Origin of the sequence: Caballeronia sp. INML2 (genome assembly GCF_023631365.1) — a bacterium.
GTDB lineage: Bacteria > Pseudomonadota > Gammaproteobacteria > Burkholderiales > Burkholderiaceae > Caballeronia > Caballeronia turbans.
Genome location: NZ_JALQDH010000111.1, coordinates 65627 through 88941 on the forward strand (window position 1 = coordinate 65627; position 23315 = coordinate 88941).

The 23315-nt window shown below is 66.2% G+C and carries 21 protein-coding genes; 13 read left to right on the forward strand and 8 right to left on the reverse strand.

The annotated features are described in order from the left end of the window. Positions 1–54 precede the first annotated feature (54 nt). The 3 genes from NCT32_RS32830 to NCT32_RS32840 all read left to right on the forward strand — a co-directional run bounded on the left by NCT32_RS32830 (position 55) and on the right by NCT32_RS32840 (position 2621). On the forward strand, positions 55–1470 hold the full coding sequence (locus tag NCT32_RS32830; RefSeq protein ID WP_086961079.1) for a YeiH family protein: 1416 nt from the start codon (positions 55–57) through the stop codon (positions 1468–1470). After that, positions 1467–1700 (forward strand): hypothetical protein, encoded by a 234-nt coding sequence (locus tag NCT32_RS32835; protein WP_061118436.1) that lies wholly within the window; start codon positions 1467–1469, stop codon positions 1698–1700. Before NCT32_RS32830 ends, NCT32_RS32835 begins: the two co-directional genes overlap by 4 nt. Positions 1701–1790: 90 nt before the next feature. Further along, positions 1791–2621, forward strand: a complete 831-nt coding sequence (locus NCT32_RS32840; protein WP_061118437.1) for a CmcJ/NvfI family oxidoreductase — start codon at positions 1791–1793, stop codon at positions 2619–2621. Between the two features lie 41 nt (positions 2622–2662). Here the strand turns inward: NCT32_RS32840 and NCT32_RS32845 are convergent, their stop codons facing one another. From NCT32_RS32845 to NCT32_RS32880, 8 genes are all read right to left on the reverse strand, one after another. Beyond that, complete coding sequence (locus NCT32_RS32845; protein WP_061118550.1) at positions 2663–4345, reverse strand: response regulator; 1683 nt, start codon at positions 4343–4345, stop codon at positions 2663–2665. 4 nt (positions 4346–4349) lie between these two features. Continuing rightward, entirely contained in the window at positions 4350–5870 is a 1521-nt protein-coding gene (locus NCT32_RS32850) for an ATPase domain-containing protein (protein WP_061118438.1), read from the reverse strand. A gap of 175 nt (positions 5871–6045) precedes the next feature. Further along, complete coding sequence (locus tag NCT32_RS32855) at positions 6046–7032, reverse strand: ABC transporter permease (RefSeq protein WP_061118439.1); 987 nt, start codon at positions 7030–7032, stop codon at positions 6046–6048. After that, the gene (locus NCT32_RS32860) at positions 7029–8009 is read right to left on the reverse strand and encodes an ABC transporter permease (protein WP_061118440.1); all 981 of its coding nucleotides are present in this window, start codon (positions 8007–8009) and stop codon (positions 7029–7031) included. The genes NCT32_RS32855 and NCT32_RS32860 overlap by 4 nt, the downstream gene beginning before the upstream one ends. Next, positions 8006–9568: a sugar ABC transporter ATP-binding protein gene (locus tag NCT32_RS32865; protein ID WP_061118441.1), complete on the reverse strand. Its 1563-nt coding sequence runs from the start codon at positions 9566–9568 to the stop codon at positions 8006–8008. Before NCT32_RS32865 ends, NCT32_RS32860 begins: the two co-directional genes overlap by 4 nt. A gap of 36 nt (positions 9569–9604) precedes the next feature. Continuing rightward, positions 9605–10732 (reverse strand): sugar ABC transporter substrate-binding protein, encoded by a 1128-nt coding sequence (locus NCT32_RS32870; RefSeq protein WP_061118442.1) that lies wholly within the window; start codon positions 10730–10732, stop codon positions 9605–9607. Between the two features lie 453 nt (positions 10733–11185). After that, positions 11186–12019 carry an anti-sigma factor gene (locus tag NCT32_RS32875; RefSeq protein ID WP_250478335.1) on the reverse strand — a complete coding sequence of 278 codons (834 nt, stop codon included), beginning with the start codon at positions 12017–12019 and terminating at the stop codon, positions 11186–11188. Continuing rightward, the gene (locus NCT32_RS32880; protein WP_061118443.1) at positions 12016–12549 is read right to left on the reverse strand and encodes an RNA polymerase sigma factor; all 534 of its coding nucleotides are present in this window, start codon (positions 12547–12549) and stop codon (positions 12016–12018) included. The genes NCT32_RS32875 and NCT32_RS32880 overlap by 4 nt, the downstream gene beginning before the upstream one ends. Before the next feature lie 168 nt (positions 12550–12717). On the opposite strand from NCT32_RS32880, the gene NCT32_RS32885 reads away from it, so the two are divergent. The 10 genes from NCT32_RS32885 to NCT32_RS32930 all read left to right on the forward strand — a co-directional run bounded on the left by NCT32_RS32885 (position 12718) and on the right by NCT32_RS32930 (position 23303). Further along, positions 12718–12954: a hypothetical protein gene (locus tag NCT32_RS32885; protein WP_086961081.1), complete on the forward strand. Its 237-nt coding sequence runs from the start codon at positions 12718–12720 to the stop codon at positions 12952–12954. A gap of 164 nt (positions 12955–13118) precedes the next feature. After that, positions 13119–13658: a type VI secretion system tube protein Hcp gene (locus NCT32_RS32890; RefSeq protein ID WP_061118445.1), complete on the forward strand. Its 540-nt coding sequence runs from the start codon at positions 13119–13121 to the stop codon at positions 13656–13658. A gap of 36 nt (positions 13659–13694) precedes the next feature. Next, the gene (gene tssA, locus NCT32_RS32895) at positions 13695–14747 is read left to right on the forward strand and encodes a type VI secretion system protein TssA (protein ID WP_061118552.1); all 1053 of its coding nucleotides are present in this window, start codon (positions 13695–13697) and stop codon (positions 14745–14747) included. A 33-nt stretch (positions 14748–14780) separates the two neighbouring features. After that, positions 14781–15308: a type VI secretion system contractile sheath small subunit gene (gene tssB, locus NCT32_RS32900; protein WP_061118553.1), complete on the forward strand. Its 528-nt coding sequence runs from the start codon at positions 14781–14783 to the stop codon at positions 15306–15308. Positions 15309–15354: 46 nt separating this feature from the next. Then, positions 15355–16815 (forward strand): type VI secretion system contractile sheath large subunit, encoded by a 1461-nt coding sequence (gene tssC, locus NCT32_RS32905; protein ID WP_409241560.1) that lies wholly within the window; start codon positions 15355–15357, stop codon positions 16813–16815. 50 nt (positions 16816–16865) lie between these two features. Next, positions 16866–17408: a type VI secretion system baseplate subunit TssE gene (gene tssE, locus NCT32_RS32910; protein WP_061118447.1), complete on the forward strand. Its 543-nt coding sequence runs from the start codon at positions 16866–16868 to the stop codon at positions 17406–17408. After that, a complete protein-coding gene (gene tssF / locus NCT32_RS32915) occupies positions 17405–19294 on the forward strand; it encodes a type VI secretion system baseplate subunit TssF (RefSeq protein WP_061118448.1) in 1890 nt (629 codons plus the stop codon). Before tssE ends, tssF begins: the two co-directional genes overlap by 4 nt. Further along, positions 19279–20313 carry a type VI secretion system baseplate subunit TssG gene (gene tssG / locus NCT32_RS32920; protein WP_061118449.1) on the forward strand — a complete coding sequence of 345 codons (1035 nt, stop codon included), beginning with the start codon at positions 19279–19281 and terminating at the stop codon, positions 20311–20313. The genes tssF and tssG overlap by 16 nt, the downstream gene beginning before the upstream one ends. Next, positions 20306–22900, forward strand: a complete 2595-nt coding sequence (tssH, locus tag NCT32_RS32925; RefSeq protein ID WP_061118450.1) for a type VI secretion system ATPase TssH — start codon at positions 20306–20308, stop codon at positions 22898–22900. The genes tssG and tssH overlap by 8 nt, the downstream gene beginning before the upstream one ends. A gap of 13 nt (positions 22901–22913) precedes the next feature. After that, the gene (locus tag NCT32_RS32930; RefSeq protein ID WP_061118451.1) at positions 22914–23303 is read left to right on the forward strand and encodes a DUF4280 domain-containing protein; all 390 of its coding nucleotides are present in this window, start codon (positions 22914–22916) and stop codon (positions 23301–23303) included. The last annotated feature ends 12 nt before the right edge of the window (positions 23304–23315 follow it).

Consider the following 23315-nt stretch of genomic DNA (forward strand, 5'->3'; position numbering starts at 1 on the left):
GCAGCCGACGATTTCATACTGAAGCGTTGATCCGCCGCGCAAAGGGGAAGACCGATGAGCAACAGATCGATTACCGGCGACGCCGTCGCGGGAAACGCCGTACCGTCGAGCGAAGCGCGCAGACCTTTCGGCACGGAAGACTGGTGGGCAGTCGCCATCGGCTTGCTTGCGATCGTCATCGCGTATGCGCTGTTCGCCTCGGGCAGCAGCATCAAATGGCTGGCCGTCGCGCCGGCGAAATGGTCGGGCATCGGGCAACTCGCGGGCGATCTCGGCAAGCATGCGAGCGGCTACGTCGCGCTCTTCATCACGTTCGCGGCGGTGTTTTCGGTTGCCATCGCCGCGCTCGGCCTGCACGTCGGGCGATTCCTCGCGGGCTTTCTCGTCATCTTCGTCGTGTCGACGATCATCTTCGCGGCGGGCGCATGGGTAGAGGCGAGCGCCTACAACCTCGAACCGCCGCTGATCGCGCTGGCGCTCGGGCTCTTCGTGTCGAACCTCTTCACGTTGCCCGCCTGGCTCGCACCGGCGCTGCGCGTCGAGTTCTATATCAAGGTCGGCATCGTGCTGCTCGGCGCGACGCTGCCGCTCACGCTGATCGTCTGGGCAGGACCGGTCGCGATCGGACAGGCAACCATCGTGTCGCTCGTCACCTTCTTCGTGATCTACGGCGCGGCGCGGGCGCTTGCCATCGACAAGCGCTTTGCCGCAGTGCTGGGCGTCGGCGGCGCGGTATGCGGCGTGTCGGCCGCCATCGCGATCGCCGGCGCGGTGCGCGCGCGGCGCGAACAGGCGTCGGTGGCGATCACGCTGGTCGTCGTCTGGGCGATCGTGATGGTGTTCGCGCTGCCCGCCGTTTCGCGCGCGCTCGGTCTGCCGACCGGCGTCGCGGGCGCATGGATCGGCACGTCCGAATTCGCCGATGCCGCCGGCATCGCCGCTGCGCAGGCCTACGGCGATTTCGCGCGGCATGCGCCGGGCGTCGTGGCCGGCGCGCCCGATGCGTCGCTGCAGGCCTTCGTGCTGATGAAGGTCGTCGGGCGCGATATCTGGATCGGCATCTGGGCGTTCGTGCTCGCGATCGTCGCGACTACACGCTGGGAGCGCGATGCCGCCGACGGCGTGCAGGCCAAACCGAGCGCCCGCGAAATCTGGACGCGCTTTCCGAAGTTCGTGATCGGCTTCGTCGTCGCTTCGGCGATCGTCACGTGGATCGCATCGCACTACACGCTGGCGGACTATCGCAGCATCGTGACGCCCGCGTTCGTCGCGCCGATCGTCGCGCTGCGCACCTGGGCCTTCACGTTCTGCTTCCTGAGCATCGGACTGACGACGCGCTTCTCGACGCTCGCCGGAACCGGCGCGCGGCCGCTCGCGGCTTTCACGGCAGGCGTCGCGGTCAATGTCGTGATCGGCTATCTGCTGTCGGTGCATCTCTTCGCGCCGTATTGGTCGGCGCTCGGGCAATGAGCGCGCGGCCTTGCGCGGGCGCGCCCGAATGCGGGCGATGCCGCCATTGGGCCGATGACCGCGCGTTGCTCGAAAAGCGTATCCCCGGGCTTGCGTCGTTCGGCTCGGCGTACGGCGCGAGCGTGGGCGAAAGCCGGTTGTGCCTGCGCCACGACCGGCTGACGATGCCGCGTGATCGCTGCATCGCGTTCGTCGCGCGAGCGGCAGTCGATACGCCGTCTCACGATTGACGACCTGCAATGCATTGCAGAAAAGCTTCGTTGTGGAACCGTTCCCGGCGGCCTAGATTTTGAAGCAATGGTCCTGCACGGAGCGAAACCATGAGCAATGTGGTGGTCGAACAACCGGTCGAAGTCGAGGCCGCACTCAACTATCTCGTGCCCACGGGCGTCAGGCCGACTGCCTACGCTTACGAGCCGCCGCCCGGCGTGCCGCGCCGCACCGGCGAATATCGCACGCATGCGGTGACGATCTCGAATGCGCGGCTGCGCCCGCCGCCGGGCGGTCTGTCGCTCGACAGGAACGGTTTCGAGCTGCATCGCGAGCCAAGCGCACTGTCCGATTTCTCCGACGATGCCGCCATTCGTTCGGTCTACTACTCGCAATCCGAGCGTCTGCTGAAGCAGTGGACGGGCGCGAAGCGCGTCGTCATCTTCGATCACACGCTGCGCGACGGCAGCGCCGCGCGCGCGAACGGTGTCAGGGAGCCCGTGCATCTGATCCACAACGATCAGACCTTCGTATCGGGACCGCGCCGCGTACGCGATCATGTTCCCGCCGACGAAGCCGCGCGACTGCTGCAAGGGCGCTTCGCGATCGTCAATCTGTGGCGGCCGGTGGGCGACGTGGTCGAGTCTTCGCCGCTCGCACTGTGCGACTCGCGCAGCATCGATGAGCGCGATATCGTCGCGCAGGACTTCATCTATCCGACGATGACCGGCGAAACCTATGCGTTCGTCCACAACCCGCGGCATCGCTGGTACTACTTTCCGCGGATGTCGCCCGACGAGGCGCTGCTCATCAAGATCTACGACTCGGCGGGCGATGGCCTCGCGCGCCTCACCGCGCACACCGCCTTCGACGATCCGGCTTCGCCGCCCGACGCGCGGCCGCGCCGCAGCATCGAACTGCGCACCTTGCTATTTTTCTGAAGCGCAACGAGCCGCCGTCGCTCGTTCCCAGACAAGATCGATCAATGGGCCTTGAGCGCCGCGCGGACAGTGCGTGCGAGTTCGTCGAGCTGGAAAGGCTTGCGCAGCGCGGTAAAGTGCGTTGCCGTGATCTTTGCGATATCGACGTCCGCGTATCCGGTGGCGAGGATCACTGGAATGTCGGGCCGGATATCGCGCACACGCATCAGGACTTGCACGCCGTTCAAGCCCGGCATCGCATAGTCGACGATCAGCAAGTCCGGCTTGTCGGTGTCGAGGCGCGACAAGCCGCTTGCGCCGTCGTGCGCGTGCGTGACCTTATAGCCCAGCACCTCCAGGCATTCGACGAGCATCGCGCGCACTTCTTCGTCGTCCTCGATGACGAGAATGTGACGTGCAAGGAGCGGGACATCGGGCGAAGCGGCTTCGACGCTCGACTCCGCAATATCGCTCACGCTGACCGGAAGCCAGATCTGCACCGTCGTTCCCTTGCCCGGCTCGCTCTCGATGCGCGCTTCGCCGCCCGCTTGTCGAGCGATGCCATAGACCTGACTGAGTCCAAGCCCCGTTCCTTTTCCAATCGGCTTGGTCGTGAAGAATGGATCGAAGACACGTGAGAGCACGTTCGGCTCGATACCGGAGCCGGAATCGCTGACGCTGACCACGACATAACGTCCCGCAGGGAGCGCCGCATCGTCCGACGTTCGTTCGTCGGCATGAATGGAGAGGCGTCCGCCGCCGGGCATCGCGTCGCGCGCGTTGATCGCGAGGTTCAGGACCGCGAGCTCGAGCTGGTTGGCATCGGCCTTCGTCCAGAGGTGCCTGGAACTCGAAGTCGTCGACAAGTCGATATGCGATCCGAGCGAGATCGAAATGATGTCTCGCATTCCGTCCAGCAATGGGGCAACGTTGATTGCCTTGAGGTCGAGGTTGCTCGTGCGGGAAAACGTCAGTAACTGCGCGGTGAGCTTCGCCCCTCGTTCGGTGGCGCGCTTCGTCGTCGCGGCCATCCTGCGGACGCGCTCGTCATCGCTGATGCGCGAGAGCAGTTCAGCGTTCGCCATGATGATGTTGAGCAGATTATTGAAGTCATGCGCGATGCCGCCCGTCAACTGTCCGAGCGCTTCCATCTTCTGAGACTGAACGAGCACTGCTTGCACCTTGGCGCGCTCATGAATCTCTTTCATGAGGCGATTGTTCGCCGACGCGAGTTCCTGCGTGCGCTCCTCGATGCGGCTCTCGAGGGATGCGTTGAGCTTTTCCAGTGCTTCCTGAGCTTGTGCCCGTTCGATCAGATGCTCTTGCGATTCCGCAAGATGTCGACGTGCGTCATATTGTCGAGTGCGAGCGCGCAACGCCGAGGCGACCGCGCGGCGCAGGGTTTCCGAATTCAACGGCCGCTCGAGCACCAGGACATTGCCCAGTCGCTCGAGCATGTCGATGCTCGCCGCCGAACGCCCGCTCGAGAGTTTCCCGGAAAGCAGCACCACCGGAAGGTCCGACCAGGCCGCCTGCTTTTGCAGCCATTGCGCAATCGCCGCACCGTTGTCATGCCGAAGCGACTCTTCGGTCATGATGGCGAGGCCCGCGCCCCGGTCGAGTTCCGTCGCAAGCTCATGCAAGTCGGCGCATACGAAGCACGTGCGATTTTCCGGCGCGAGGACGTCGGTGATCACACGGGCGTCGCGGCCGAACGGGGCCAGAATTAGAACGCGATACTCCATTTTGTCATCGGCCCGGAGGTTCGAGTGACTCGCCGCGGGCCGGCGCAAGCATGGGCGAATCGCCGGAATACGAGGGCAGGCCGCTCAGGATGCCCTCGAAGTCGCGCAACGCTTCACCGACAACCAGTCCTTCACTGTCGAGCCGGAACTGCCGGATTGAGCGTTCGTGTCCGTTCGCGCGACTCTTCACCGCGGTAATGGCGCTCAGGACTTCGCCGTGACGCTCGAAATATCGGAACAACAGGACGACGTCGCTGAGATAGCTGATGTCGATGTCGCTTTGAATTTCTCCGATGATGCCGTGCTGCCCCAGCACCAGTAACGTAATCACGCCGCGCTGGTTGAGATAGGTCAGCAATTCGTGCATCTGCAGGAGCAGATAGCGTTCACCGGGCATGGCCTGAAGATACGCATTGAGGCTGTCGATGGCGACGAATCGTGCACCGTGTTCCTCGACGCACTTGCGCACGTCGCTCGCAAACTCGCCGGGAGCGATTTCGGCGGGGTCGATCTGGCGAAGCGTCAGGAGTCCGCTATCGAGGTGCGGCCGCAGGTCGATGCCGAGGTTCGTCGAGCGACGCAGGAGCGTCATGCGCGTCTCATCGAAGAGATAGTAGGTGCACGGCTCGCCGCGTTCGAGCGCAGCGAGAAGACAGGACGCGACCGTGGTCGTCTTGCCGACGCCCGAAGGCCCGACGATCAGCGTGTTGGTGCCCGGAACCAGTCCGCCACCGAGCAGCGCATCCAGGCCGCCGGTGCCGGTGCTGAGCGCGCTGGACGAATAGTCCGTGTGATGCTCGGCTGCGATCAGACGCGGATAGACCTCGATGCCGCCCGTCTTGAGCGTCATGTCGTGAAAGCCTTCGCGGAACCGGATGCCGCGCATTTTCGCGATCCTCAGGCGCCGGCGTTCTCCGCCGTAATCGTGCGTCACGTTGTCGAGGCTAATGACGCCATGCGCGATGCTGTGCAACTGCAAGTCGCCCGGCTCCGAGGTATTGTCGTCGAGCAACAACACGGTGCAGGCACGCGTCGCGAAATAACGCTTCAGGGCAAGGATCTGGCGACGATAGCGCAGCGGATTCTGCGACAGCATCCGAAGCTCGGACAGGCTGTCGAAAACGAGCCGGGCCGGCTTCATCTCATCGACCTTGGCGATCACGTCGCGAACGGTTTCTCCCAGCTCGACCTCGGCAGGATGCAGCACACTCTGCTCGAAGCTCGGGTCCAGCCCTTCATCCGAGAGCAATTCCGTGATGGTGAATCGTGTCGTGTCCCAGCCGTGACTTTCGGCGACCGCGATCAGTTCCGCCTTCGTCTCGGACAAGGTGACATAGAGGCCGGATTCGCCGTTCTCGACGCCCTTGAGTAAAAATTGCAGGGCAAGGGTCGTTTTACCTGCGCCCGGCGCCCCTTCCACCAGGTACATCCTGTGAGGGGTCAGCCCGCCGCCCAGGATGTCGTCGAGGCCCAGAATGCCGGATTCGATGCGGCCGTTCGGGGCGTGAAGCAGTTTTTCCGGCATATGCGCGCTCTTCGATATGAATGTACGGATCGGTAGAAGCGGCAGCGAGCAAGAAACGGGCCCCCCCGGCCGCGGTCGATGGCGCAGCGGCCAGGGCGGCACCGGGTTCGCGGCGAAAGAAAGGGATTCGAAACCTGGTGATTCGCAGCTACGACGCGATTGCCGCCTCGGTGATCTACGCCTCTGGCTTGCTGCGCCCGTACAGCAGCAACATCGCTGCGATCACCACGCCGTAGATGATCTGACGTCCGGCTTCGGGCATCTGTGCGACCGAGAGGATCGACTGCAGCAGCGTGATGAGAATTGCGCCAGCCACGGTGCCGAGGTACGACCCGCGACCGCCCAGAATCGACGTGCCGCCGAGGACGACCGCCGCGATGGCCGGCAACAGGTAGGCATCGCCCATCGACTGCGCGGCCTTCGACGCATAACCTGCGAGCAGCACGCCGCCGAATGCCGCGAACGCGCTGCACACGGCGAAAGCGGCCACGGTCACGAGCCGCGTATCGATGCCGGAAAGATACGCCGCGCGTTCGGTGTTGCCGATCGCGTACAGCGTTCGGCCGAACGTCGTGCGCGACAGCAGGAACATCGTCGCGCCGCCGATCACGACCCACAGCGCGACCGCATTCGGCACGCCCGGCACGAGCCAGCCCGCCGCGAGCCATCGCATCACGTGCGGCGCGGAATCCTGCGGCGACGATCCCCCCGTGTAGACGATCATGATGCCCTGCGCGACCGCATTCGTTGCGAGCGTCGCGATCATCGACGGAATGCGCAGGAGCGCCACGAGAATGCCGTTGACGACGCCGATCAGCACGCCGCAACCGATCCCGACCGGAATCGCGAGGACGCGTCCCAGTTCGCCGTGCCCGGCGACGGCGCACGCCATCATCGCGCCGACCGTGATGGTCCACGGCAACGACAGGTCGATGTGGCCGAGCAGGATCACCATCATCAGGCCGGTCGCGATGATGCCGAGGAACGCGCCGACCTTCAGTTGCAGCAGGATGTACTCCGGCGACGTGAAGCTGCGCGAATACATTCCGCCGACGAGCAATAGCGCGACGATGCACGCGAACGCGATCACGATCGGTTTGTCGATCCGGCGCGCGAGCCTCGACACGAACGTGCTGCGGCCGTTTGCGGAAACGTCGCTCATTGGAACCACTCCAGGCGGTTGCGCACCCGGAACAGCCCGCACGCGCCGATCGAGACCGCGAGCAGAAGAATCACGCCCTGGAAGAGCGGCTGCCACAGCGCATCGACGTTGAACACGAACAGCAGGTCGCCGATCGAACGGAACGCGAATGCGCCGAAGACCGCCCCGATCGCGCTGCCCCGGCCGCCCAGCAGCGACACGCCGCCGATGACCACGGCGGCGATCGAAAACAAGGCATAGGAGTTGGCGCTGCCGAGGCTCGCTTCGCCCGTGTCCGTGAAGAACGTCAGAAAGAGGCCGCCGATCGCGGCGAGCAGGCCGGCGAGCGTGTAGCTCGCGAACTTCGCGCGGCGGATCGGCATGCCGGAGAGGAAGGCCGCGGGCTCGGACGAGCCGGTTGCATAAGCCGCGCGCCCGATCGCGGAGCGCTTGAAGGGCACCCAGACGATCACCACGGCCGCGAGCAAAATCAGCAGGCTGGCCGGGACGACGCCGGCGACCTTGCCGGTCAGGGCGTCGGCGAGATCTTCGTTGATCGCGCCGCCGGGCACCGGGCGAAGCAGCAGCGCCAGTCCGTAGTAGACGGCGCCCGTTGCGATCGTCGTCACGATGGGCTGCAGACGGCCGAAAATGATAATGACGCCGTTGAGCGCGCCGCACAGCGCGCCCGCCGCGAGCACACCGGCGATGCCGAGCGCGCTGTGCAGCGCGTCGCCCGTGACGATCCACGATCCGAGGCAATTCGTCAGCACGAGCATCGTTCCGATCGACAGATCGATGCCCGCCGTCAGCACGACGAGCGCCTGGCCCATCGACACCAGCGCGAGCAATACCGCCTTGTTGGCCGCCGTCTGAAACACATTCGCCGACAACGTCGACGGATAGTTGAAGAGGTAAATCGCGAACATCAGCACGAACAGGCCGAATGCGAACGCCGACCCGCGATTTTCCGCATACCAGTAGCGCAATCCGCTCATGGCGCGACTCCTGTGGAAGGCGCAACCTGTCCGACGGGCAGGTCCAGCGCACTGGCGATGAGACTCTGCTCGGTGATCGCCGCCCCGACCAGCTCCTTCTTGATCCTGCCTTCGTACAGCACGAGCACGCGGTCGCAGCAGCCGATCAGCTCGTCATAGTCGGTCGAATAGAACACGATCGCGGCGCCCTCGTCGGCGAGCCGCCTGAGCAACTGATAGATCTCCTGCTTGGTGCCGACGTCGATGCCGCGTGTCGGGTCGCAAAGCAGCAGGATTCGCGGCTGCCGGACCAGCCACTTCGCGATGACGACCTTTTGCTGGTTGCCGCCCGAGAGCGAGCCCACGGCCGCATCGACGCTGAACGACTTGATCGCGAGGAGCGCCATCATCCGGTCGACGAACGACTGCTGGCGGTCGCGATCGATCACGCCTGCGGTGGACATGCGATCGAGCGCGGCAAACGACAGGTTTTCGCGCACCGACATCGGCAGCATCAGCCCTTCGGTCTTGCGGTCCTCCGGAATCAGCGCCATGCCGATGCGATTGGCGCGGGCGGCCACGGGGCTTTCTATCGACACGGCCTTGCCATCGATCTCGATCGCCCCTGTGCAACCGCGCAGCACGCCGAACAACGCGAGCAGCAGTTCGCGCTGGCCTTGTCCGTCGAGGCCGCCCAGCCCGAGTATTTCGCCGGGCCTCACAGAAAAGCTGACGCCGCGCAGGGTGTCGTTCCACGCGAGGTCTCGGCAGGCGAGCACCGGTGCGGCGGCGCCGCGCTGCCCGGGCGCGTCCGCGGGCCTGGCGGGAAACACATGCTGGTACTTGCGGCCGATCATCATTTCGACAACCTCGTTGTCGGAGCGCGTGCCTGCCTCGAAGCTCATCACATGACGACCGTTACGGTAGACGGTGCATTCGTCCGCGAGCGCCTTCACCTCGTGCATCCGGTGCGAGATGAACAGCAGCGCGAGCCCTTCGTCGCGCAGGCGCTTGAGCACGTCGATGACGCGCGCCACGTCGGCCGCGGTCAGCGCCGACGTGGCTTCGTCGAGAATCAAAATGCGCGGCTCGTGGGCCAGCCCCTTCGCGAGTTCGACCATCTGCTGGCGCGACAGCGGCAGATCGCGGACCTTTGTAAGCGGATTGATGTCGGCCGCGCCGGCGCGCGCGAGCGCGGCCTCGGCCTGGCGGCGCTGGGCGCGGCGGTCGATCATGCCGAAGCGTCGCGGCGGGTTCGAAGCGAAGATGTTGTCCGCCACGCTCAGGTCGGGGATCAGCGACAACTCCTGATACACGCAGACGATGCCGGCCGCGTTCGCCGCGGCGGGCGACGCGAACGAGACTTCGCGACCGTCGAGGTGCATCGTGCCTTCGTCCGGCTGCACGACGCCGGACATCACCTTCAGCAGCGTGGACTTGCCCGCGCCGTTCTCGCCGAGGACCGCGTGAATGCGTCCCCGGCGCACCGCGAGTTCCGCGTGATCCAGCGCGACGGCGCCGCCGTAGCTTTTCGACACCCCGGACATCTGAAAGAACGGCCGCTCTGCGTCCTGCCGCATGCTTCGTCTCCCGTCACGTGGCCGGCCATCGTCCGGTTACTGGTTGCCCTGGCTCTGCTTCATGATTTCCTGTGCGGAGAAGTTGATGCCGCATGTCGGAAACGAGTTGCCGACGAAGAAGTTGTCGGATTCGTTGGGGAAGTAGTTGACGCCCGCCTTCAGCTTCGCATCGTCAGTGATGTCGAGGGGCAGCTTGATCGCCACGGGAATCGTCTGACCGTCCAGCGCGGCGAGCGCGGTCTTGATCGCCACGGCCACCTGCGCGGGACCGCTGCCCGCCGACGTGCATTTCAGGCCCTGGCTGCCGTACTGCGCGCAGAACTTGCGAAAGCCGTTTTCCGTCTCGCCGCCGAACGGAACGAACGGATGCTTCGCGTCGATCATGGCGCGCACGACGCCGGTGTCGCCGCCCTGCGCCGAAATGCCGTCGAAATGGCCCTGCACCGCAATGGCGTCGGCGGCGGCCTTCTGCGCGACCCCGTCGTCCCACTTGCCGTAGACCTGGACGATGTTCCACTTCTTGCCGGTCTCGTCGAGCGTCTTCTGGAAACCATTGTGCCGGTCAGTATCGACCGAGGTGCCCGCCACGCCGCGCACCTCGAGCACCTTGCCGCCGTTGGGCACATGGCTCGCGAGCCACTTGGCCCACAGCACGCCGAGCCCGTACTGGTCGACGTCGACGTTGATCGCGTCTTCGCTGTCGAGCGTGTTGTCGAACGCGATCAGCACGACGCCGGCCTTCTTCGCGCGGCGAATCGCCGGGCCGAACGAGGACGGATTCTGCGCATCGACGATGATCGCGTCATAGCCCGCATCGATGAAGTTGTTGACGGCCGAGATCTGCGCCGGGACGTCCTCGCCGGTCGAGACGACCTTGAATTCCTTGAGTTTCGCGGCGACCGCCGGTTGCGCGGTGTACGCCTTGGCCGTCTTGATCATCTGGATGCGCCAGGTGTTGGCGATATAGCCGTTCACGAGTGCGATGCGGTAAGGGCCGTTCTTCTTCGGATACTTGACGAACTTCGTGTCGCTCTTCCAGGGAACCATGCACGCCGGATCGCTGGACGGACCGGAAACGATCGAAGCCTGCGCGAAAGCCGCACTTGCGCATAGCGCCAATGCCGCGCTCGCCGCCACTCGAAGCACCTTGATTCCTGGACGCATGTTGTCTCCTTTTTGTTGGATTGAATCTAACGACTGCTGGCGCACAGGGCTCGTCGTGGATTCGCGACACGGTGCGCGCAAAGCGAGGAATCTTTCAGATTTGCCAGGCGGGACGCGATCGGACTGGCAGCAGGACTTTTTCCAAAGGCGCCCCTCGAAGCGCGAGGAAGGGCACGCGCGTACACATTCGCGTGTGACAGTACTGGCATACCAATCCACGCGCGATAGTGGTTTACGAGCGTGCGCCATGTATGACGCAATCGGGCTGAAAGGCTTGATGGGAAAGGCTGTAGCACGATCGGCTTGCGGCCGTCATGGCGCGCGACGCCGACCGCTGCGCGCGGCGATGCCGGCACATTTCGCGCGCGAGGCCGGCGAGTTCACGCGGGCCTCGCGCTAGCCGGAGCAGCGGCCCGACAGTTCGAAAGCATGGCACGCGGCGCACGCGTGAGCCTAGCTGTCGCGCGCCACGTCTGCACTGGCGCTGCTGTAGAGCGGCGCCGTCTTCCCACTGGCGATGCTGTCGCCGATAGCCTGCAAGTCGAGAGAAGGCGTCTTCGCGAGCAGCACGTAGGCGAGCCGATTCGTGCGCCACGTGACCGTTTTCATTTCGCCGACCCGACTCGCGCGCACCGGCGCATCGCCCTCGTTTTCCTCGATCACGCACAGCGCGACCGGATCGCCGCGTTCCGGCAGATACACCATCTGAATGAGCGGACGGTCGTGATAGTTCAGGCGCTGCACGCGCTTGAACTTGAGGCCGACCTGACGCAGATCGGGAACGTCGACCGGCATGCCGTCGCGCTGATGGATATCCGCCAGCACCTGCTCGGTGGTGGCCTTGTCTTCCCGGATATTGGCAACCGTGTCGCGCCCGTAGAGCACCTGATAATCCGCGACGCTCTGCACCCATGGATCGACCCCCGGCTTCAACGGATTCACGCCCCCGAGATAACCGGTGAGCACGCCGGAGCAGATCGCACCTGCGACGAAGGCCGCGGCGGCCCATTGCATCGAAAAACGGCGGCTGCCGCGCCGCGCGTCGCGCTCTTGCGGCGCGCTGACGCTCACAAGTTCCTCGATGCGCCGCGTCAGGCTTTCAGGCACGGGCGGCACCGATTGCCGGTCGTAAGCTGCGCGGTAAGGCAGGACCGATGCCTGCAATGCCGCGGCCCGCGCCGCCAGTTCGTCGGAATGCGAGATCGCCGCCTCGACTTCCGCGCGCTGCTCGGGCGAAAGCTCTCCGTCAACATAGGCCATCAGCAGCGTGTCATCGACATTCATCATAATGATTCTCCTTTTCGGGCCGCGGCCGGCGACTGCGCACTGAACTTCTGGCCGATCGTCAGCCGCGCGCGCGACAGCCGGCTCATGACCGTGCCGATCGGCACGTCGAGCACCTCGGCGGCTTCGCGATAGCTGAGTCCTTCGATTGCGACCAGCACCATCACGACACGCTGCGCCTCGGGCAAAGCCTCCACGGCGTCGATCACCTGCCGATGCAACAAATCGAGCTCCGGATTGTGCGCCGCGGGATCGGCGAAGGATTCGATTTCCTCGTCCTGCCAGTCCATGCTGCCGCGGTTTCGAATCGAACGAGCGCGCAGTTCGTTCATCCATGTCGAGTGCACGATCGAAAACAGCCAGCTGAGCGCCGACGTGCCCGGCTGAAGCTGATTGCGCCGCTCGAGCGCCCGCACGCACGCCCGCTGCACGAGATCCTCGGCGTCGTGCGGGTTCTGCGTGAGCCGCAGTGCAAATCGCCATAGCCGCGGCAACAGCGTCGGCAGGACGGTTTGCAGGTCGTCGTCGTTCATCGGCGCAACTCCTGAAATGGGCGCACTCATGATTGACAACACTCCAGGCTGGAATCTATTCCACGAATTTTTCGAGTTTTTTTGCGGAATAAGCAGGCGCGGGCGGCTGTTTTCGGGTCACGGATCGCGCAACGCGGCGCACTCGAACCACCGAATAGGAGACAGATCATGGAGACCCTCCTCGACCGGGCCCGGCAAGCAGGCATGGCGGTCATGCTGGACGCGTGCATCGGACGCGAACGTTTTCATAGCATAGTCGGTTCGGCGGCGACCCTCGAACGATTTGCACAACTTTGCGAAACGCCTGCGGTGGGTCGCGAAACGCTCGCGGGCTGGGCGGCGCTGTGCGAGCGCGGGGACATGCCGGCCGTGCAGGCTGCGATCCGCCGGGCGCTCGGCGCGTGATTCAAGGTTGATGCGGGACGTTGAAAAACGAATCGAAGCAGTATGAACAGTTAGCAATCCAAATAAATCAGGGCGATGGAAGTACGCCCGAATTTCAACTTCGCGATCAACGACGACGCGAATTTTGCCTGTGCCGCAAGGCGCATTTTTCTCTGGAGACTGACATGGCCGTAGATATGTTTCTCAAGCTGGGCGACATCAAGGGTGAATCACTGGCGGTGGGTCACACCGACGAAATCGAGGTGCTGAGCTGGTCGTGGGGATGCTCGCAGACGGGCACCACGCATACCGGAACGGGTGGCGGCACCGGGACCGCGTCGGTGCAGGATCTGTCGATCAGCAAGTACATCGACAAGAGCTCGCCCACCATCGTGCAATCGTGCTGCCAGGGCGTGCACATGCCGGAGGCCGTGCTCACGCTGCGCAAGGCGGGCGGCAACGAGCCGGTCGAGTATCTGAAGATCACGCTCAAGGAAGTGCTCATCAGCAGCCATTCGGTCGGCTCGGGCGGCGGCGATCAGGTTGCCGAGAACATCACGCTGAACTTCGCCGAATTCAACATGGAGTACCAGCCGCAGGACAACAACGGCGCGAAGAAGGGCGGCGTGGTGACCGGCAAGTGGAACATCCCGAAAAACTCGGCGACATCCGACTCCGGCGCGAGCAGCAGTTCCAGTTCGTCGAGTTCGACGAGAAGCCGCTAAGCCGCCTTCCGTTCAATGCGCCTCGCGGACACCGCCATGAACCTCGCAGATATCGCAACCTGGCTGACCGACCTCACGCCGGATTCTCCGTGCGGCGAGGACGAAGAGTACAGCGCCGATTTCCGGGCGCTGGAGCAGGCAATCGCCGGCAAGCCCGACGCCCAGTATGGCGGCACCGTGATCGCCGCGACGCCGCCCGACTGGACGCTGGCTCACGCCCTCGCGACGGCCCTGCTCGCACGCACACGCGACTTGCGGGTGGCGGTGCATTACACGCGGGCGAGCATGGTCCGCGAGGACTTCATCGGGCTTGCGCGCGGGCTCGCGCTGATCGAAGGGCTGCTCGCGCGGCACTGGAGCGGCGTGCATCCGCAACTCGATGCAAGCGATGGCGACGATCCGACCGCGCGCGTCAACGCGCTGTCGGCGCTCATCGACGGCTCCGGGCTCGTGGGCGAGCTGCGCGACACGCCCTTCGTCGCGCCGCGCGGCCAGCGCGGATTCACGCTGCGCGACATGGAAGTGCTCGCGGGCGAAGCGCCGCTTTTCGAAGGCGACGAGATGCCGACCCTCGCGGCCATCGATGCGGCGTTCGCTCAAGCGGGCGCGGAAGCGGGACGGGCGCAGTGCGAGGCGCTGTCGTCGGCGCGGGCTTCGCTCACGCAGATCGAGACCTTGCTGACAGAGCACGTGGGGCCGGCGCGCGCGCTCGACTTCGGGCCGCTCGCGCGTCCGCTCGGGCGCATCGCGGAGTTCGTGGCGGCGCGGGTCGGAGCGCCCGATCCGGATACGGGGCGAGGGGGCAGTGCGATGGAGACCCATAGCAGTGAAGAGGGCGCGGGTTGCGCAGCGGCGGCGCATGCCGCCATCGGCGGACCCGCCACGCCCCGGCGTATCGCGAGCGCGCAGGACGTGAGCGATGCGCTCGACGCGATCTGCGCCTACTACGACGAGCACGAGCCATCGAGCCCGCTGCCGGTGCTGCTGCAGCGGGCCCGCAGGCTGGTCGGCAAGCGCTTCATGGAAATCATCGAGGACGTCGCGCCGGACGGCGCACATCAATTCAGGCATCTGGGCGGGGTCGTCTGACCGGACTCAGGCAAAAGCAAAGGAGTGGATATCGTGGCAAAGGAAAGCAGTCAGAAATTCATCGCGCGCAATCGCGCGCCGCGCGTGCAGATCGAATACGACGTCGAAGTCTACGGCTCGGAAAAGAAAGTGAACCTGCCCTTCGTGATGGGCGTGCTCGCGGATCTCTCGGGCCAGAGCGCGGAGCCGCTCGCGCCCGCCGCCGAGCGGAAGTTCCTGGAGGTCGATGTCGACAACTTCGACGAGCGTCTCAAGTCGATGAAGCCGCGCGTCGCGGTGCAGGTGCCCAACACGCTGACGGGCGAGGGCAACGTCGCCGTCGATCTGACTTTCGAGAGTATGGACGACTTCACGCCCGCCGCCATCGCACGCAAGGTCGAACCGCTGCGGCAACTGCTGGAGGCGCGCACGCAGCTCGCCAACCTGCTGACCTACATGGACGGCAAGACCGGCGCCGAAGCGCTGATCGCGCGCCTGCTGGAAGAACCCGCGCTGATGAAAGCACTGAGCGCAGAGCCTCGCCCGCACGGCGACGAAGACGAGCCCACTACCGGAGCATGACGCGATGAACGATCTCAGCATCCAGCAACAGGCCGGCGCCAGCGTGATGGAAACGGCGCCCGCGCTCGACGATTTCTCCACGCTGCTGCAAAAGGAATTCAAGCCGAAGTCCGAGCGGGCCCGCGATGCCGTCGAACGCGCCGTGCGCACGCTTGCCGAGCAGGCGCTGCGCGACACCGGCGTGATCTCGGGCGACGTCCTCGCGACCATCGAGGCGCTGATCGCGCAGATCGATCAGGCGCTCACCGGCCAGATCAATCTGATCCTGCACAGCGAGCCGTTCCAGAAGGTCGAGAGCGCATGGCGCGGCCTGCACTACCTCGTGAACAATACGGAGACCGACGAGTCGCTCAAGATCCGCGTGCTGAACATCTCGAAGGCGGAACTGCACAAGACGCTGAAGAAGTACCGCGGCGTGGCGTGGGATCAGAGCCCGCTCTTCAAGAAGCTCTACGAGGAGGAGTACGGACAGTTCGGCGGCGAGCCTTACGGCGCGCTCGTTGCGGATTACTACTTCGATCACAGCGGCCCCGACGTCGACCTGCTCACGCAGATCGCGAAGATCGCGGCGGCGGCGCATGCGCCGTTCATCGCGGGCGCGGATCCGGCCGCGCTCCTGATGGAGTCGTGGCAGGAACTCGCCAATCCGCGTGATCTGACCAAGATCTTCCAGACGCCCGAGCATGCCGCGTGGCGCTCGCTGCGCGATTCGGAGGATTCGCGCTACATCGGCCTCGCGATGCCGCGCTTTCTGGCGCGCGCGCCCTACGGCGCGAAAACGGACCCGGTCGAAGCCTTCGATTTCGAGGAAGACACCGCAGGCGCGAACAGCAGCAAGTACGCGTGGGCGAACGCGGCGTATGCGATGGCGGCGAACATCACGCGCTCGTTCAGGATGTTCGGCTGGTGCTCGCGCATTCGCGGCGTCGAGTCGGGCGGTGCGGTCGAAGGCCTGCCGGTTCACGCGTTTCCGACGGACGACGGCGGCGTGGACATGAAGTGCCCGACCGAGATCGCGATCAGCGACCGCCGCGAGGCCGAGCTTGCCAAGAACGGCTTCATGCCGCTCGTGCACAAGAAGAACTCGGACTTCGCGGCGTTCATCGGCGCGCAATCGCTGCACAAGCCGGCCGAGTACGAAGACCCGGACGCCACCGCGAACGCCAATCTCGCGGCGCGCCTGCCGTATCTCTTCGCGTGCAGCCGCTTCGCGCATTACCTCAAGTGCATCGTGCGCGACAAGCTCGGCTCGTTCAAGGAACGCGAGGACATGGAGCGCTGGCTGCAGAACTGGATTCTCCAGTATGTCGATGGCGACCCCACGCACTCGTCCGACGACACCAAGGCGCGCAAGCCGCTCGCGGATGCGCAGGTCGTCGTCGAGGAAGTGGCGGGCAATCCGGGCTACTACACGTCGAAGTTCTTCCTGCGCCCGCATTACCAGCTCGAAGGTCTCACGGTGTCGCTGCGGCTCGTGTCGAAGCTGCCGACCGCCAAGACCGCCTGAGCCTCGCCGTGTCCGCCCGTCCTGCCTCGTTTGCTCAAAGGGAGTTGCTCATGTCCGAACCCTCCGCCCGTGACCGCCTGCAACCGTCGTTGCTGGACCGGCTGACCGATTTCGAGCCGCACGCGCGTCATGAAGCGCGCGAGCGTCGCGTGGTGTCGGCGCGCGCGCTGCGCGAGAGCGTCCAACGCGACATCGGCTGGCTGCTGAACGCGAGCGGTCTCGCGGACGGCGCACACGCGCCCGGTCTGCCGCACGTCGCGACATCGGTGCTGAACTACGGCCTGCCGGACCTCGCGGGGCGCAACGTCGCGGCGCTCACGCCCGGCGCGCTCGAGCGCGTGATCCGCGACGCGCTGTGGGCGTTCGAGCCGCGCCTCGCGCGCGAATCGGTGCGCGTGACGGCGATCGACGATACGAAGGGCGCGGCGCGCAGCCATGTGATCCGCTTCGAGATCGAGGCGCAGATGTGGTCCCAGCCGTATCCCGAGCGGCTTTTTCTGCGCACGGAACTGGATCTCGAAGCGGGCGAAGTGCGCGTCGCCGATGCATCGACCACGCGCGCCGGATCATCGGCCGGGGAGCAGCAGGCATGAACCCCGCGTTCCTCAAGTACTACAGCCAGGAGCTTCAGCACGTCCGGGAGATGGGCGGTGAATTCGCCGCCGCGTTTCCGAAGATCGCGGGACGGCTCGCGCTCGACGGCGTCGAATGCGCGGACCCGTACGTCGAGCGGTTGCTCGAAGGCTTCAGCTTCCTCGCCGCGCGCGTCCAGATGAAGCTCGACGCCGAGTTCCCGCGCTTCACGCAGCATCTGCTCGAACTGGCATATCCGCACTATCTGGCGCCGACGCCGTCGATGGCGGTCGTCCAGTTGCACGCGGACCATAGGAATCCGCAGCTTGCCGCGAGCGCCGATGGCATCGTCGTGCCGCGCCATACGGCGTTGCGAGGCATGCTCGACAAGTCCGCCTCCACGCGTTGCGAATACCGCACCGCGCATGCGCTCACGCTGTGGCCGGTCGAGATCGCGCGGGCGAAGTTCTTCACCCATGCGGGCGGCCCCGGCGCATCGTCGTTGCCGGCCAACGTCCGGGGCGGGCTGCGCCTGCGTCTGCGCGCGACCGGCGCGCTCGGCTTCGAGCGCCTTTCGCTCGATCGTCTCGCGCTCTATCTGCGCGGTCCGGACGGCTTGCCCGCGCGCCTGCACGAGCGTCTGCTCGCGCATTGCATCGGCGTGGCGGTGATGCAGCCGGGCGACGGCGCAAGCGCGTCGACCACGCTCGCCGTGCTCCCGAAGACCGCGTTGCAGCCGATGGGTTTCGCCGAGGACGAGGCGCTCCTGCCGGTCGGTCAGCAATCGTTCGACGGCTATCGGCTCTTGCAGGAGTATTTCGCCTTCGCGCCGCGCTTCATGTTCGTCGAGCTGGCCGGCCTGCGCGACGCGCTTCGTCTTTGCCGCGGCGCGGAAGCGGAGATCGTGATCCTGCTCGATCAGGCCGATGCGTCGCTCGAACGCGGGGTCGACGTTTCGCACTTCGCGCTCAACTGCACGCCCGCGATCAACCTGTTTCGCCGCCGCACCGACCGCGTCGCGCTGTCGGACACCGAGTTCGAGTATCACGTCGTCGTCGACCGCACGCGGCCGATGGACTACGAGATCCATCAGATCGACGAAGTGACCGGCTACGGCGCGGGCGCGGCCGCCGAGAAGCAGTATCGGCCGTTCTACTGCGCGAAGGATCTCGATGCGCCGGGCGAGGGCGGCGCGTTCTATCAGTTGCGGCGCGAGGCGCGGCGTGCGTCGGTGCGGCAGCAGCAAAGCGGCGCGCGCAGCAGCTATCTCGGCAGCGAAGCCTTCATCGCGCTGGTCGATGCGGCGAGCGCGCCCGAGCGCGGCGAAGTGCGTCAGCTCGGCATCAGCGCGTGGTGCACGAACCGCGATCTGCCGCTTTCGATGCCCGTCGGCGCGGGTTCGACCGACTTCACGCTCGATGCCGAGGCGCCCGTCACCGCCGTGCGCTGCGTCGCGGGCCCGAGCCGGCCGCTGCCGTCGTTCGCGCAGGGGCCGGCGGCGTGGCGGCTGCTCGATCATCTTTCGCTGAACTACGCGTCGCTCGTGGATACGAACGCGCAGGAAGGCGCCCGCGCGCTGCGGGAACTGCTCGCGCTGTACTGCCCCGCCGACGATGCCGCCGCGCACCGGCAGGTCGAAGGGCTGCGCTCGGTGTCGTGCGAGCCGGTCGTGCGCCGCCTGCCGTCGCCGGGGCCGATCGTCTACGGGCGCGGCCTCGCGGTCACGCTGCGCTTCGACGACGCCGCGTTCGAAGGCGCGAGCGCGTTTTTGCTCGGCGCGGTGCTCGCGCAGTTCTTCGCGCGCTACGTGTCGATCAATTCGTTCACCGAGACCGCCGTCGCGACGCTCGCGCGCGGCCCGATCATGCAGTGGCCTGCGAGGACCGGACGATGCGCGACGCTCTGACCCTCGACGGCATGCTCGCCCGAGACGCGCGCCGCTTCGACTTCTTCCAGGCGCTGCGGCTCATCGAGCAGGCGCATGCAAAGCGCCCGCGCCTCGGCCGCTCGCTCGCCGCGCGCGACGATGCCGTGCGGCTCTCGCAGGACCCGGAGCTGATCTTTCATCCGACCACGCTCGGCGAATACGTGCCGGGCGAGAACGGCCGGCCGGGGCGGCTCGCGGTGAATTTTCTCGGGCTGCTCGGCCCCAACGGCCCGCTGCCGACGCACCTGACCGCTTACGTGCGCGAGCGCGTCCGTCACGCGAACGATCCCACGCTCGCGCGCTTTCTCGACGTGTTTCATCACCGGATGCTGTCGCTGTTCTATCGCGCGTGGGCGGATGCGCAGCCGGTCGTGAGCGCCGACCGTCCGGGCGACGATCGCTTCGCGGGCTACGTCGGCAGCCTGTTCGGTCTCGGCGCGCCCGCGCTCGCCGATCGCGACGCGGTGCCCGATTCCGCGAAGCGCCACTTCGCCGGCATCCTCGCCGCGCCCACGCGCCATGCGAGCGGGCTGCGGCTCATTCTCTCGCGCTTCTTCGGCGTGCCGGTGTCGGTCGAGCCGTGGCGCGGCCACTGGATCACGCTGCCGGAAGAAGGCCGCACGCGTCTGTCCGGCGCGCGGCTCGGCGAATCGACGGTCGTCGGCACGCGGGTGTGGGACTGCCAGCACAAGTTCCGCATCGTGATCGGGCCGCTGCGCTACGCGGACTTCGCGCGCTTCCTGCCGGGCGGGCAGAGCCTCGTGAAACTCGCCGACTGGGTCCGCGATTACGTGCGCGATCCGCTCGACTGGGACGTATCGCTGCATCTGAAGCGCGACGACGTGCCCGCGCTGCGTCTGCAGGGCAATACCGCGCACGGCGCGCGTCTGGGCTGGAACACGTGGCTCACGAGCGGCGCGCCCGTGCATGACAACCATCGGGTCGTGATCGCCGGGCAGGCGGGCGCGAGCCATCGCAAGGAGACTCCTCATGACTGAGATCAGCCGCATGGCGTTGTTCGGCAAGCTTCATCCGCTCGCCTATCGGGCGATAGAAAACGGCGCGGCGTTCTGCAAGTTGCGCGGCAATCCGTATGTCGAGCTCGCGCACTGGGTGCATCAGATCCTGCTCGCGGCGGATTCCGACCTGCGGCGCCTCGTGCGTCACTTCGATCTCGACGAGACCGCGCTCGAACGCGATCTGACCGCCGCGCTCGACCGCCTGCCGCGCGGCGCGAGCGCAGTCTCCGACATCTCCGCGCAAGTCGACGAAGCCGTCGAGCGCGGCTGGGTCTTCGGCTCGCTGATGTTCGACGCCGCGAACGTGCGCACGGGCCATCTCGTGATCGGCATTCTCCGCACGCCGAACCTGCGCAACGCGCTTTACGCGCTCTCGCGCCAGTTCGAGAAGATCAGCTTCGATGCATTGTCCGCACGCTTCGATGCGCTGCTCGAAGGCTCGCCCGAAGCGCAGGCCGCGCCTGCCGCCGAGCCCGTGGCGCTGCCCGCGCAGCATGACGCGCTCTCCCGCTATACCGTCGATCTGACCGCCGAGGCGCGCGAGGGCAAGCTCGATCCCATCGTCGGGCGCGACATGGAGATTCGCCAGGTCGTCGACATTCTCATGCGCCGCCGCCAGAACAACCCGATCCTCACGGGCGAGGCGGGCGTCGGCAAGACGGCGGTGGTGGAAGGCTTCGCGCAGCGCATCGTCGCGGGCGAGGTGCCCCCCGCGTTGCGCGACGCCGTCGTGCGCACGCTCGATGTCGGCCTGCTGCAGGCGGGGGCGAGCGTGAAGGGCGAGTTCGAGAACCGGCTCAAGCAGGTGATCGAGCAGGTGCAGAAGTCGGACAAGCCGGTGATCCTTTTCATCGACGAGGCGCATACGCTCGTCGGCGCGGGCGGCGCGGCCGGCACCGGCGATGCGGCCAACCTGCTCAAGCCCGCGCTCGCGCGCGGCACGCTGCGCACCATCGCCGCGACGACGTGGGTCGAATACAAGAAGCACATCGAGAAGGACCCGGCGCTCACGCGCCGCTTTCAGGTCGTGAAAGTGCCCGAGCCTTCGGAGGACAACGCGATTGCGATGATGCGCGGCTTCGTGCGCAAGATGGAGTCGCATCACGGCGTGCAGGTGCTCGACGAGGCGCTCGAAGCGGCGGTGAAGCTCTCGCATCGCTTCATTCCCGCGCGCCAGTTGCCCGACAAGGCCGTGAGCCTGCTCGACACCGCCTGCGCGCGCGTCGCGGTGAGCCAGCAGGCGCTGCCCCCGGCCATCGACGATGCGAAGCGGCGCATCGAAACGTGGCAGACCGAAAGCGAGATCGTGGCGCGTGAAGCCGCGCTCGGCATCGACACGCAGCAACGCGCGGCGGATGTCGCCGCGCGCCTCGACGCCGAGCGTGCGCGTCTCGCGGAATTGACGGCGCGCTGGGAAGCCGAACGTGCGCTGGTCGCGCGCATTCTCGCGGCGCGCCGTGCGATCGGGGAGGGCGGCGAAGCCGTGACCCTCTCCGACCTGCAGGGCCTGACCGATGAACTCGCGCAACGCCAGGGCGAAGCGCCGCTGATTCTGCCGGGCGTGGACGCGCATGCGGTGGCATCGGTCGTGCAGGACTGGACCGGCATTCCGGTCGGCCGCATGGTGCGCGACGAAGCCGCGAGCGTGCTCGATCTCGCCACGACGCTGAACCGGCGCATCGTCGGGCAACGCCACGCGATGGACATGATCGCGCGCCGCGTGCAGACCGCGCGCGCCGGCCTCGACGATCCCGGCAAGCCCGTCGGCGTGTTCATGCTGGCGGGCACCTCGGGCGTCGGCAAGACCGAAACCGCGCTCGCGCTCGCCGAAGCGCTCTATGGCGGCGAAGAGAACGTCGTCACCGTGAACATGAGCGAGTACCAGGAAGCGCACACGGTGTCGCTGCTCAAGGGCGCGCCGCCGGGATATGTCGGCTACGGCGAAGGCGGCGTGCTCACCGAGGCGGTGCGGCGTCGTCCGTACAGCGTCGTGCTGCTCGACGAATTCGAGAAGGCGCATCCGGACGTGCACAAGCTGTTCTTTCAGGTCTTCGACAAGGGCCGCATGGAAGACGGCGAGGGCCGCGAGATCGACTTTTCCAACACGCTGATCCTGCTCACGACCAACGTCGGCACCGAGCTGATCACGCAACTGTGCGGTGGCGGGCGCGAGACGCCGTCGCCCGAAGAGATCGCGCGTGCGCTGCGCGCGCCGCTGCTCGACGCCTTCCCGCCCGCGCTGCTCGGGCGCGTCGCGGTGATTCCGTACTACCCGCTCGACGACACGATGCTCGATGCGGTGATTCGCCTGCAGCTCGCTCGCATCGAGCGGCGCATCGCGGAGCGCCATCGCGTGAAGTTCGCCTATGACGACGCCGTGGTCCGACAGATCGCGCGCCGCTGCACTGAGCTCGCGAGCGGCGGCCGCATGATCGACGCGATCCTCACCAATACCGTGCTGCCCCGCGTGAGCGCGGAATTCCTCGGCCGTCTCGTCGATGGCCGCAGTATCGGAAAAGTCGAGGTCGGCGTATGCGACGGCGACTTCACCTATGCCTTCGATTGACAGGGAGCCAGCCATGCCTCAACAAGTCAGCATGGGCGCGACGTTGCAGTGCTCGTTCGGCATGACGCCGTCGACGCTCGTCGTGCTGCCCGTGAACCGCGTGCGCTGCGAAGGGCCGCTCGCCGCGAACATCATGGATCACGAGCCGCTCGTGAACATCATGCCGTTCGGCATGTGCACGTCGGCGGCGAATCCCGAAGTCGCCTCGGCGACCGCCGCCGCGCTCGGCGTCCTGACGCCGATGCCCTGCGTGCCCGCGACCATGACGCCGTGGGCGCCGGGCGCGGTCACCGTGCTGCTCGGCAACCAGCCTTCGCTCGACAACGTGTCCAGGTGCTTCTGCAACTGGGGCGGCGTGGTGACGGTCGTCGAGCCGGCGACGTGCGCCACCCGGATTCCCTGAAGACGAGGCCCG

What these genes read in the sequence shown, in the direction of transcription:
- NCT32_RS32875 (WP_250478335.1), bottom strand. Translation starts at nt 12,019, where the DNA reads ATGATGAATGTCGATGACACGCTGCTGATGGCCTATGTTGACGGAGAG.
- NCT32_RS32860 (WP_061118440.1), bottom strand. Translation starts at nt 8,009, where the DNA reads ATGAGCGGATTGCGCTACTGGTATGCGGAAAATCGCGGGTCGGCGTTC.
- tssH (WP_061118450.1), top strand. Translation starts at nt 20,306, where the DNA reads ATGACTGAGATCAGCCGCATGGCGTTGTTCGGCAAGCTTCATCCGCTC.
- tssF (WP_061118448.1), top strand. Translation starts at nt 17,405, where the DNA reads ATGAACCCCGCGTTCCTCAAGTACTACAGCCAGGAGCTTCAGCACGTC.
- NCT32_RS32855 (WP_061118439.1), bottom strand. Translation starts at nt 7,032, where the DNA reads ATGAGCGACGTTTCCGCAAACGGCCGCAGCACGTTCGTGTCGAGGCTC.
- NCT32_RS32835 (WP_061118436.1), top strand. Translation starts at nt 1,467, where the DNA reads ATGAGCGCGCGGCCTTGCGCGGGCGCGCCCGAATGCGGGCGATGCCGC.
- tssG (WP_061118449.1), top strand. Translation starts at nt 19,279, where the DNA reads ATGCGCGACGCTCTGACCCTCGACGGCATGCTCGCCCGAGACGCGCGC.
- NCT32_RS32880 (WP_061118443.1), bottom strand. Translation starts at nt 12,549, where the DNA reads ATGAACGACGACGACCTGCAAACCGTCCTGCCGACGCTGTTGCCGCGG.
- NCT32_RS32850 (WP_061118438.1), bottom strand. Translation starts at nt 5,870, where the DNA reads ATGCCGGAAAAACTGCTTCACGCCCCGAACGGCCGCATCGAATCCGGC.
- NCT32_RS32845 (WP_061118550.1), bottom strand. Translation starts at nt 4,345, where the DNA reads ATGGAGTATCGCGTTCTAATTCTGGCCCCGTTCGGCCGCGACGCCCGT.
- NCT32_RS32865 (WP_061118441.1), bottom strand. Translation starts at nt 9,568, where the DNA reads ATGCGGCAGGACGCAGAGCGGCCGTTCTTTCAGATGTCCGGGGTGTCG.
- tssE (WP_061118447.1), top strand. Translation starts at nt 16,866, where the DNA reads ATGTCCGAACCCTCCGCCCGTGACCGCCTGCAACCGTCGTTGCTGGAC.
- NCT32_RS32840 (WP_061118437.1), top strand. Translation starts at nt 1,791, where the DNA reads ATGAGCAATGTGGTGGTCGAACAACCGGTCGAAGTCGAGGCCGCACTC.
- NCT32_RS32930 (WP_061118451.1), top strand. Translation starts at nt 22,914, where the DNA reads ATGCCTCAACAAGTCAGCATGGGCGCGACGTTGCAGTGCTCGTTCGGC.
- NCT32_RS32830 (WP_086961079.1), top strand. Translation starts at nt 55, where the DNA reads ATGAGCAACAGATCGATTACCGGCGACGCCGTCGCGGGAAACGCCGTA.
- tssA (WP_061118552.1), top strand. Translation starts at nt 13,695, where the DNA reads ATGAACCTCGCAGATATCGCAACCTGGCTGACCGACCTCACGCCGGAT.
- tssC (WP_409241560.1), top strand. Translation starts at nt 15,355, where the DNA reads ATGGAAACGGCGCCCGCGCTCGACGATTTCTCCACGCTGCTGCAAAAG.
- NCT32_RS32885 (WP_086961081.1), top strand. Translation starts at nt 12,718, where the DNA reads ATGGAGACCCTCCTCGACCGGGCCCGGCAAGCAGGCATGGCGGTCATG.
- NCT32_RS32890 (WP_061118445.1), top strand. Translation starts at nt 13,119, where the DNA reads ATGGCCGTAGATATGTTTCTCAAGCTGGGCGACATCAAGGGTGAATCA.
- NCT32_RS32870 (WP_061118442.1), bottom strand. Translation starts at nt 10,732, where the DNA reads ATGCGTCCAGGAATCAAGGTGCTTCGAGTGGCGGCGAGCGCGGCATTG.